General features: G+C 67.1%; 8 protein-coding genes and 1 pseudogene. 6 read left to right on the plus strand and 3 right to left on the minus strand.

Annotated elements, in window-relative coordinates; translation table 11 throughout:
• Window positions 1-247 precede the first annotated feature (247 nt).
• The 4 genes from BMG523DRAFT_RS20900 (at window position 248) to BMG523DRAFT_RS20915 (ending at window position 4,624) form a co-directional block, all read left to right on the plus strand.
• A complete protein-coding gene (locus BMG523DRAFT_RS20900; RefSeq protein ID WP_235463336.1) occupies window positions 248-670 on the plus strand; it encodes a ketopantoate reductase C-terminal domain-containing protein in 423 nt (140 codons plus the stop codon).
• A gap of 129 nt (window positions 671-799) precedes the next feature.
• The gene (locus tag BMG523DRAFT_RS20905) at window positions 800-1,897 is read left to right on the plus strand and encodes a histidinol-phosphate transaminase (protein ID WP_011436298.1); all 1,098 of its coding nucleotides are present in this window, start codon (window positions 800-802) and stop codon (window positions 1,895-1,897) included.
• A gap of 139 nt (window positions 1,898-2,036) precedes the next feature.
• Window positions 2,037-3,884 carry a RiPP maturation radical SAM C-methyltransferase gene (locus BMG523DRAFT_RS20910; RefSeq protein WP_235463339.1) on the plus strand — a complete coding sequence of 616 codons (1,848 nt, stop codon included), beginning with the start codon at window positions 2,037-2,039 and terminating at the stop codon, window positions 3,882-3,884.
• Complete coding sequence (locus BMG523DRAFT_RS20915) at window positions 3,881-4,624, plus strand: DUF5825 family protein (RefSeq protein ID WP_011436302.1); 744 nt, start codon at window positions 3,881-3,883, stop codon at window positions 4,622-4,624. Before BMG523DRAFT_RS20910 ends, BMG523DRAFT_RS20915 begins: the two co-directional genes overlap by 4 nt.
• Before the next feature lie 137 nt (window positions 4,625-4,761).
• On the opposite strand, the gene trpS is transcribed toward BMG523DRAFT_RS20915, so the two are convergent.
• Window positions 4,762-5,874 carry a tryptophan--tRNA ligase gene (gene trpS, locus BMG523DRAFT_RS20920; RefSeq protein ID WP_011436303.1) on the minus strand — a complete coding sequence of 371 codons (1,113 nt, stop codon included), beginning with the start codon at window positions 5,872-5,874 and terminating at the stop codon, window positions 4,762-4,764.
• 194 nt (window positions 5,875-6,068) lie between these two features.
• On the opposite strand from trpS, the gene BMG523DRAFT_RS20925 reads away from it, so the two are divergent.
• The gene (locus BMG523DRAFT_RS20925) at window positions 6,069-6,608 is read left to right on the plus strand and encodes a winged helix-turn-helix domain-containing protein (protein ID WP_043592115.1); all 540 of its coding nucleotides are present in this window, start codon (window positions 6,069-6,071) and stop codon (window positions 6,606-6,608) included.
• The gene (locus tag BMG523DRAFT_RS20930; protein ID WP_368671133.1) at window positions 6,605-7,150 is read left to right on the plus strand and encodes a transposase; all 546 of its coding nucleotides are present in this window, start codon (window positions 6,605-6,607) and stop codon (window positions 7,148-7,150) included. Before BMG523DRAFT_RS20925 ends, BMG523DRAFT_RS20930 begins: the two co-directional genes overlap by 4 nt.
• Window positions 7,151-7,524: 374 nt before the next feature.
• Here the strand turns inward: BMG523DRAFT_RS20930 and BMG523DRAFT_RS26800 are convergent.
• Together BMG523DRAFT_RS26800 and BMG523DRAFT_RS20935 are read right to left on the minus strand one after the other, a co-directional pair.
• A pseudogene (locus tag BMG523DRAFT_RS26800) lies at window positions 7,525-7,728 on the minus strand (hypothetical protein); the annotation flags it as partial.
• 102 nt (window positions 7,729-7,830) lie between these two features.
• Window positions 7,831-9,297 carry a site-specific integrase gene (locus BMG523DRAFT_RS20935; RefSeq protein ID WP_023842211.1) on the minus strand — a complete coding sequence of 489 codons (1,467 nt, stop codon included), beginning with the start codon at window positions 9,295-9,297 and terminating at the stop codon, window positions 7,831-7,833.
• Between the last annotated feature and the right edge of the window lie 191 nt (window positions 9,298-9,488).

The following is a 9,488-nucleotide window of genomic DNA, read 5'->3' on the forward strand; positions in this document are numbered from 1 at the left end:
CGCAGAATCCGACACGACAACGCCCTGCTCCTGGCCATCCTCACTCTCGACAACCCCGCTGACCTGCATCAATGACTTTGCGGGTCACCCTGGCGTGCTGCCCGGAACGATAAGGATCGCGGCGACGATGGCCGGTCCTGGCGAGATTAGACACGCCGGCACCACCTGCGAGGTAAGTTTCACCGCGTGGGACGGCCAGGCATCAAGGCAGGTGACGCGCCTTCGTGAGCTCTTCCGAGAATCCCAGGTGACGGTTACCGAGCCTGACGATATTTGGGCCACCCTGTGGGCGAAGTTCCTGATGGTGGTGCCGGTCGGCAGTCTCGGAGCCGCCACCGGCGGCGCGACCATCGGCGAACTCCGTTCTCGGAGCGGTACTCGCCAGCTCCTGATCGCCGGCATGCGGGAGATCTACGAGGCCGGTCTCGGGCTGGGAATCTTCCTGCCCGACGACGCCGTGGACACGGCGATGGGACTGGTGGACAGGCAATCAGCCGGGGTCACCACCTCACTTCAGCGAGACATCCTGACCGGTAGGCGGTCGGAGCTGGACGCGTGGACCGGGGCCGCTGTCCGGCTGGCCCACGACGCAGGTCTGAGCGCGCCGGTTCACGAACTCCTATACGAGTTGCTCGCCATCCGAGAGTCGCGTGCGGCCGAAGCGGCCTAGACCCTGCCGCCCAACCTCTGCACGGGGTCTCGGGATTCGGGAGGAGGGTCAACGAGCACAGCGGACAGGTACCAGCAGAAGTGCAGGGACGCAGGCGATGCTCCCTCGTGATCTCAGGAGTCCCAAACGGTGAAAGTGAGATTCGCCGGCCGTGACCCGCTGCGGGACGTTACGGCCTATCGGAGCACAGAGCCCGCGAACACGGCGGCAAACGAGCCCGGGCGGTTCGACCTGTCAAGCAACGAACTCGTGCTTCCCCCACTGCCCCCACTGCCCACAGTGCTCTCGGTCATCGAAGATGGCCTCAGCCGGCTGGCCCGTTACCCCGACCCGACGGCACGGACCATCACAGAGGAGATCGCGAAGCACCTGCACGTCTCCCCAGACGCGGTAGCGGTGGGCCCCGGAAGCGCCGGGGTACTCCAACAGATTCTTCTCGCACTGTGCGGCGTCGGCGACGAGGTCATCTACGCGTGGCCGGGCTTCGACGCCTACCCGCTCCTGGTCGCCATCAGCGGGGCCACGAGCGTTCACGTTCCGCTCACGTCTACCGGTGATCACGACCTGGACGAGATACGTGCGCGGGTCGGCCCGCGCACCAGGGTGATTCTTCTCTGCTCTCCCCACAATCCAACCGGCGTGGTCATTGATCGCCATCGTCTGGACTCCTTTCTGCGCTCACTGCCGGGCGACGTCCTCACGGTGCTCGACGAGGCCTACGTCGAGTTCGATCGCGGCGAGAATCCCCCGGGTACTCCGGATGTTCTCAGCCGGCACCGCAACATCGTCGTGCTCCGGACCTTTTCGAAGGCCTACGGGCTAGCGGGCCTGCGGATCGGCTACGCCGCGGGCCCGGAGCGGATCATGGTGACCGTCCGCAAGGCCGGTCTTCCCTTTGGGGTCACCCACATCGCGGAGCAGGCGGCGATCCTCTCCCTGCACAGCGAGGGTGAGCTACGCGGTCGCCTGGACACGGTGACCGTGTCGCGAGACGAACTGACCGCTGGTCTCCGGTGGTCGGGTCTGCCGGTGCTGCCTTCTCGCGCCAACTTCGTCTGGCTCCCCCTGGCCGCTGCGGCCGACTCCTTCGCGCAGGACCTGGCGGAGGCAGGAATCAGGGTCCGCCCCTATCCGGGGTATGGCGTACGGATCTCCGTCGGAGCACCGGAAGCACAGGAGAGCCTCCTGAGGTCCCTTGGCCGAGGCGTACCCACGATCTGGGTGTGAGGACCGCGTCATCTCCGGCTCGGCCGGCAACGGATCCTGCCGGCGCCGCGGGCGTGGGCGTCTCGGCGCACGAGCGCGCCGTGTCTTTCTAGCGACCGAAATTCGAGGTGGGAATCTAATGAGGCTTCTCCTTATCGCCATGCCATGGCAGGGACTTGACACACCGTCCAGTGCGCTGGGAGTACTCGGGCCTTCCGTCCGCGAACAGGCGCCCGGCTGGTCCGTGGACGAGTTGTACGGAAACTTCCGGTGGGCTGAGCACCTGATGTGCGCTAGCGGCGGAGCCATCGGCGTGGCGGACTACGGCAAGGTGGCGGTCCAGGTCTTTCAGGGCGTCGGCGACTGGGTCTTCGCTCCCGCGCTGTATGACGTCGCGAGCTACCGTGTCGACGAGTACGCGCAGCTTCTCGACGCGCAGGGTGTCGACGCGGAGGTTCCCGTCGAGATGCAGCGACACTCCCGGACGTTCATCCGGCAGCTGGCGGCCGAGATCGCCGCCGATCCACCGGACATCGTCGGATTCACCAGCACTTTCATGCAGAACGTTCCGTCACTCGCGCTCGCGAGGGAGATCAAGAGAGTCGCGCCGGGCGTCCTCACGGTGATCGGCGGCAGCAACTGCGACGGGCCGCAGGGGCCGGCCCTGCACCGGAACTTCGATCAGCTCGACTTCGTGATCAGTGGTGAAGGCGAACGGTCGCTGCCCGCGCTGCTGAGGTGTGTCGCCGCAGGTGCGAGTGTCGCCGACATACCCGGCCTCAGCTGGCGGTCCGACGGGATGACGGTCACGAACCCACCCGCCGAGTCGTCCGTGCCCTTCGGCGTGGTGCCAGCCCCCGACTACGACGGCTACTTCCAGGCGCTCGAGAATTCGTCGCTCGGCCCCGGCATCCGGCCGATGGCGGTTCTCGAGACATCCCGTGGCTGTTGGTGGGGCGAAGTTCACCAGTGCACCTTCTGCGGCCTGAACGGATCGAACATTAACTTTCGGAGCAAGGCTCCCGAACGCATCGCGCACGAGGTCCGGGACCTGGCGTCGAGGCACCGCGTTCTCGACGTGGTGATGGTCGACAACATTCTCGACATGGGCTACATCGATAAGGTGATGCCGGAGCTGGCGGCCCTCGACTGTGATCTGAGGATTCACTACGAGATCAAGTCGAACATGACCCGCGAGCAGCTGGGCCGCCTGAGGGACGCGAACGTGCTCTTCGTCCAGCCGGGCATCGAGAGCCTGAGCAGCCACGTGCTTCGGCTGATGGAAAAGGGCGTGAGTTCGGCGCACAACGTGCGTATGCTGCGAGATGGCATGGATCTCGGCCTGAGCGTCACCTGGAACATCCTGTACGGATTCCCTGGGGAGACCGACGAAGATTATCAGAGCCTGCTGAGGAAAATGGCATCACTGGAACACCTCCAGCCGCCAACCGGCGCGTGGCGCATTGCACTGGAGAGGTTCAGTCCCTATTTCGATGATCCTTCCATTGGATTCATGTTCCGCACGCCGGCGCGCTTCTATGAACTTATCTATAATGTTCCAAAAGGCGAGTTGTATGATCTCGTCTACCTTTTCGACGGCAGTACGCGAGGGATCGCGGGGCCGCTGGAGGACGACCTGAAGCAGGCAGTCAGAAACTGGGCCGAGGCCTATCCAAGGAGCACGCTTCTGTATTGGATCGACGACCAGGGCCGGGTGGTCATCGAGGACCAGCGGGCAAGCTGGCCTGAAGAGGTCATCGAGTTGGACGAGCTGCAAAGCAATGTATACCTCGATCTCTTCCAGGGAGCCGGGTGGGAGGGCGTGCGCCGACGGCTCGCCGACGGCGGCCAAGTCGTGACCGACGAGGAAGCCCGGAAGATCCTTCGTTACTTCGTCGACCGCGGTCTCGCCTTCGAGGACGAAGGGCGCTACGTGAGCTTGGCGCTCGAGGTCGACCCGTACCGCCGGAAGCTTGTCGACGGCAGAGAGGTCGCGGCATCCCGATGAGCGCCCTGCTGGATATCGACGGACTCAGGGCGCTGGCCGACCGCCACGGGCGCCGCCCGGCGGGCGGGCGACCGGGCGCCGCGGTGCTGGTCCTCGGTGCGGACTGGACCGGGCTCCCTGCTCCTGACGAACTGGGATCGCTTCTGCGGCGTGTGCCCGTCGCCGGTGTGCGGCTGGCTGAGGCCGTCGACCTGTCAGGACTCCCGGCTGACGTGACCGCGCGAAGCATCGCGCTGGTTCGCGAATGCTCCTCGATCGGAGTGCGGTTGTCGTGGTCATTGAGCCTGAGCCCGGACCAGATGGGGATGGTTCGGATACTCGATCACCTACCGCCTCCGGGGAAGGTGACCGTCCTGGGCGAGGGAGAACTCCCCCTCGGCCATTGGCGATCGGCGGGCAGTTTTGGTCTGTTCTATTTCCGGAAGGGGCCGGACTTCGTCTCCGTAGTCGACCAGAGGAGCGAGGCCACGAATCGGTTCATCGTCGACGACGCCGTCCTCATCGACGTGCTCCGGCAGGGAATGTCGGGATGCGCGTGGGCCGACGTGACCCGGACTCCGCAGTATGCCGCGGCCGCGCGGGACCTGGTGGGCAAGGGCTTGATCCTGCGCGTCGGCGACTATTGCGTCACTCTACCGGTGCATATGCGTCGTTGGCCGGTGGGGACGCTTCTGCTGGGCGGGACTCTGGCCGCGGCCGGCACGAAGAAGTCCGTTCTGACGGTTGACCGGCAGCTCTGACCGACTCCCGCGGCCCTCTTCCTGGAAGCCGGGCGGCCACCACAGCCGGGTCGCCACCGAAGCCGCCCGGTGCCAGGTGTGGCTCGGCAGTCTCGGGCGACTCGGCGCCGACCCGGCCGGCCGGTGACCCCAGACCGTCAGTAGTGGCTGTTCATGGCGGTACGCACCTCGGCGAGGGTTGCGTCGGCGACGGCTCCCGCTCGTTCGTTGCCCTCGCGGAGCACACGGCGCAGATGGGAGCGGTCCTCGGCGTAGTCGGCTCGGCGAGCCCGGATCGGTGCCAGGTAGTCGTTGACCGCTTCGATCACGATCTTCTTAAGTGCGGCGGCCCCGGCGGAGCCGATGTCGTCGGCGACCTGATGAGGGTGCCGGTTCTGGCAGAGCGAAGCGAGCAGGAGGAGGGAGGACACCTCGGGACGGTTCGCGGGATCGTAGGTGATGTGGCGCTCGGAGTCGGTCTTCGCTCCCTTGAGCAGCCGGGCGGTCTCGTCGGCGGTCGCAGCCAGGGCCACAGCGTTACGCCGGCTCTTGCTCATCTTGGAGCCATCCGTGCCGAGGAGAAGGGGCGCGCTCGACAGGAGCGCCTCGGGCTCTGGAAACAGTCTGGTGCCGTCGCCGTAGCGGTCGTTGAAGCGGCGGGCGATCGTGCGGGCGAGTTCGAGGTGGGGAAGCTGGTCCTGGCCCACTGGGACCAGGTTTCCCTTGCAGAAGAGAATGTCGGCGGCCTGGTGGACGGGGTAGGTGTACATCAGGCCACTGACGGCCGACTGCCGGGAATGCGCGATCTCCTCCTTGACGGTGGGATTGCGGTTCAGCTCGGCAACGGAGACAAGGCTTAGAAAGGGCAGCATCAGCTGGTTGAGGGCGGGGACGGCACTGTGTGTGAAGATCGTGCTGCGTGCCGGGTCTATGCCGATGGCCAGGTAGTCCAGGACCAGTTCCTCCACGTGGGCGGTCAGGTTGTCCGCTACGTCGCGATCGGTCAGAACCTGGTAGTCAGCAATAATCAGGAAGATCTCCGTCCCGAGATCCTGAAGGCGAACCCGATTGTGCAACGTGCCGAAGTAGTGCCCGAGATGTAGGCGCCCGGTAGGACGGTCACCCGTCAGTACCCGAAACCGCTCGGGGTTGCTGAGAATCAGTTCTTCCAATTCCGCGCTGCGCGCCTGGGCGGCGGAGGTTCTGAGCGCCGAGGTAGCGGGGTCCGAGTCTGTGGTATCTAGGCCTATGGACGCGGAATCAGTGTTCACGGGATCTCCTGGAAGGTCGGTCCCGCCGTCGCGATGGCACGAGCCCGATCCCCGAGACGCGAAGGGCCGTCCATCCGAACGGCGCGATCACAGCTGGGAAGGCGGCCGCTCCTACTACTGAGCTTTAATCTTCGAGGTCAAGCTGGTTTTCTGTGTTTGTCTACGGGCGGGTGTGAATCGGGTAGACCGGCTATATGAGATATGCGACGGGTGGCGGGTTGACGCCCGCCGATCAGGTGGAACGTGAACGGGTCCGGTTGGCCGCGGCCAGCCGGTTCGCGGCGGGGGCGAGCCAGGCCGAGGTCGCCCGGGAGTTCCGGGTGACNCCGAAGACCGCGAGCCGCTGGCACCACGCCTGGGAGGCCGAGGGCGAGTCCGGGCTGCGCTCGGCCGGGCCGGGGTCGCGGTGCCGGTTGGATGACCGGGACCTGGCCCGGTTGGAGGCGGTCCTGCGCCGGGGACCGGGGCCGTACGGCTGGGAGGATCAGCGGTGGACCCTGGCCCGGGTCCGCCAGGTGATCGCAGCAGAGTTCGGGGTGGACTACACCCTGGCCGGGGTGTGGCTGCTGCTGGACCGGCAGGGCTGGTCGTGCCAGCTCCCCGCCCGCCGCGCGGTCGAACGCGACGACGCCGCGGTCGACGCCTGGGCGCAGGAGGAGTGGCCGGCGGTAAAAAGACCGCGGCGACCCAGGATGCCTGGGTCTGTTTCCTCGACGAGACAGGACAGGGGCTGAGGCCGCCACGGGCACGGACCTGGGGCCGGCGGGGTCGGACCCCGGTGGTGCGGGTACCGGGGCGGGGTGGGAACGGCCGGGTGAGTGTGGTCGGGATGGTCTGCTACCGGCCCGGCTGGCGTCCGCGGCTGCTCTACCGGGCCCGGACCTGGCGGGGTGGTGGCGGGCGCAGGGGGATCGGCTGGGAGGACTGCCGGGATCTGCTGGCCGCCGCGCANGCGCAGCTTCCCGGGGGCCGGCTGGTGCTGGTCTGGGACCGGGTGAACATCCACCGGCAGACGGAGATGACCACGTTCCTGCGGGAGCACGCGGGCTGGGTGAGCGCGGTGCTGCTACCGGCCTACGCCCCTGAGCTGAACCCGGCCGAGGGGGTGTGGTCACAGCTCAAGCGCACCGCTGTGGTGAACCTGGCTGCCCGCGCCCTCGACGAGGTCTGCCAGGCGGTCAAGCACGGGCTGAAACGAATGCAGTACCGGCCCCCGTTGCTGTTGGGGTTCCTCGCCGAAACCGGTCTGGTCTGGGAAGAGCTATGGTCAACATGACTCCACGCATTAAAGCTCAGGAAGAGCGCCACCAGATGAGGCACGAACGGTCCACGCCCCCATATTAACAGCAGCCGTCTGGGCGGTTCGGTTCCGAGTGAAGACGGCCGGCCGACCCGGTGGCCGGTCATGGCGTCCGCCGGCACCATGTTCGACATGCCCGCCCGTGCCATCCGGCTCGACGCTCTCCAGAAGACCCGCCATCCGCAATCCCCCCGCGAGCTGACCGCACCGACCGACGTCCGCCATGACGCTGTTCACCCGTGAGGATGACAGCCCGACCACCACCGCACCGGCGACCACCGTGTGATCTGTCGGCCGAGCAGGAGGATCAGCGACCGGCCAACCTGCGTCCCTCGGTTCGCCGCCCTGGTCTACGACGTCGGCCGGTTGCTGCGACCATCGAGCGCACCGTGGATGTCAGCGCGCAACTGGGCGACCAGGCCGCGGGCTGTCCCGGTGCCAACGGCGAGCCGCTTGCGCAGCGTTTCCGCGGAGATGGGGCGTTGGTGCTGCTGTCAGTGCAGCACGTCCTCGGCGCGGGCGCGGTGCAACAGGTCCTGCCTGCGCGCCTCACGCGACAGCGGGCCCCCGACGGTAGTCCTGCCGGGCATTGGCTCGGCTGCCGTCGCTGAACACGCACACGATCCCCAGCCCGTCGTCGGTCACCGTGGCCGGCATCAGTCGTCCTCGCCAGGTTCGTCGGTGAACTCCGCCGCGACCTCGGTGTCCGCCGCCGGATCATCGGCCAGGCCGGCCGCCGCGCCGGCTCGCGCATACGCCTCCCCGAAAATCCGGGTGGTGTCCAACCGGCGAAGGTAAGCCTCCGTCGTGGTGACCGATGAGTGACCCATCAAATCCCGCAGCACCAGCAGCGGATCGGCTTTGCTCAGATACAACGCCAACGCGGCGTCCGGCCCGCCGTCTCCACCGGCCGCCACCAGTTCGGCGGCCCGCCGGTAATGCCCATCCACCAGCCGTTCCAACGTGGCCATCGCGAAAGAATGCCGCAGCCGATGCGGATGAACATGCGGGAACCGCAGCTCGACACGTGCCCGGATACGATCCGACGCGCGTTCCAAAACGGTCGCCCAGGCGGTGAACGGTCCGCCGTCCGAGCGGACCGCCAACAGGCACGAACCACCATCCGGAGCGACCAGCCGCCGCCGCTCGCCCGGCGTCAGCGCATCCCAGTCCCGGCGCACCCCGTTAATCCGCCCGCCACGCATGTCCGGCTCGCTCACCCGCAGCGCAGGACCCCACCGGGCCGGCGGACACCATGATGCTCCTTCCACCGCGGCGGCCCGGTCCAGCGTCACATAATCATGCACAACCCTCAGCGCCTCGACGCTGATCCAACTGGTACGGAACTTACGGCCCTTGGCCACCCCGGACGGCACCGGCAGCGCCCCCGGCCGGGACGGCGGCGTCGGGATCTCATAGACCAGCAGCGACGAGAACTCCTGCAACCGCAGGCCCGTCGCCAACGCCAACCCGACCACCGCCCGGTTACGGGCAAGCTCCCGCCCCGCATAGCCAGCATCCGCCTGACCGTCCCGGTCCAGCCCGGCCAGCGCGTTCAGCAGCAACGTCGCAAAGTCGGCTTCCAGATATTTGATCGTGACGTGCGGTTTCGGAGTTCGGCGCATCGCCAGGTTCACCCGGACGTCACGCACCATGCCGCCGACCATGGCCTTCGCGGTCCGGTAGGTGAACGGCTCGGCCGACGCATAGCCTTCGGCCATCGCCCACCGGTAGAACATGCTCACGATGCTTATGTGCTGGCTCCACGTGCTCGCCGCCAGCCGCCGCTCCACCGGCCCCGCCGACCGGTCCTCGGCATATTTCCCAAGTGCCAGTTTGAGCTGCTCGCGCGGGCCGAGCACGTCGATGCCGTGCCCGGCCAGGAACTCCACCCAGTCCTTCACCGCCCGCGCATACGCCGCCCACGACCGCGGCGCCGGCACACCGCACGCCGGAAGCTCACGAAGCCACCGGTTCACCACCGCCGCCGGCCGCACGCACCCCGGCCCGTCCTCGAACCGCAGATCGTCGTCGACCAGCACCGGCATGCGCTCGGGGATCAGCGGCGCTGCCTCGACATCCCACGACTCCCACCCCCGTGACGAGAAGAAGATCAGCAACATGGGAGTCGACGGTAGAACCACGACACGGCGCCGAACCACGACCAAAAACGCCGTGTCACCCCAGGTCAGCAGCGAATCGCTACACAGCAACTAAGTGGTTGAGCCTGGAAGTCCTTTGGGGGTGCAGTGATTCAGCTGGGTTCGGCGGGGAGGTGGATGGTGCAGGCGGTGTCGAGGGCGTCCTGGGGGCT

This window comes from Frankia sp. BMG5.23 (assembly GCF_000685765.2).
GTDB lineage: Bacteria > Actinomycetota > Actinomycetes > Frankiales > Frankiaceae > Frankia > Frankia casuarinae.

Bases quoted from the DNA above. Each gene is read 5' to 3' on its own strand.
- BMG523DRAFT_RS20910 (WP_235463339.1), top strand. From the start codon at position 2,037: ATGCCATGGCAGGGACTTGACACACCGTCCAGTGCGCTGGGAGTACTC.
- BMG523DRAFT_RS20915 (WP_011436302.1), top strand. From the start codon at position 3,881: ATGAGCGCCCTGCTGGATATCGACGGACTCAGGGCGCTGGCCGACCGC.
- BMG523DRAFT_RS20935 (WP_023842211.1), bottom strand. From the start codon at position 9,297: ATGTTGCTGATCTTCTTCTCGTCACGGGGGTGGGAGTCGTGGGATGTC.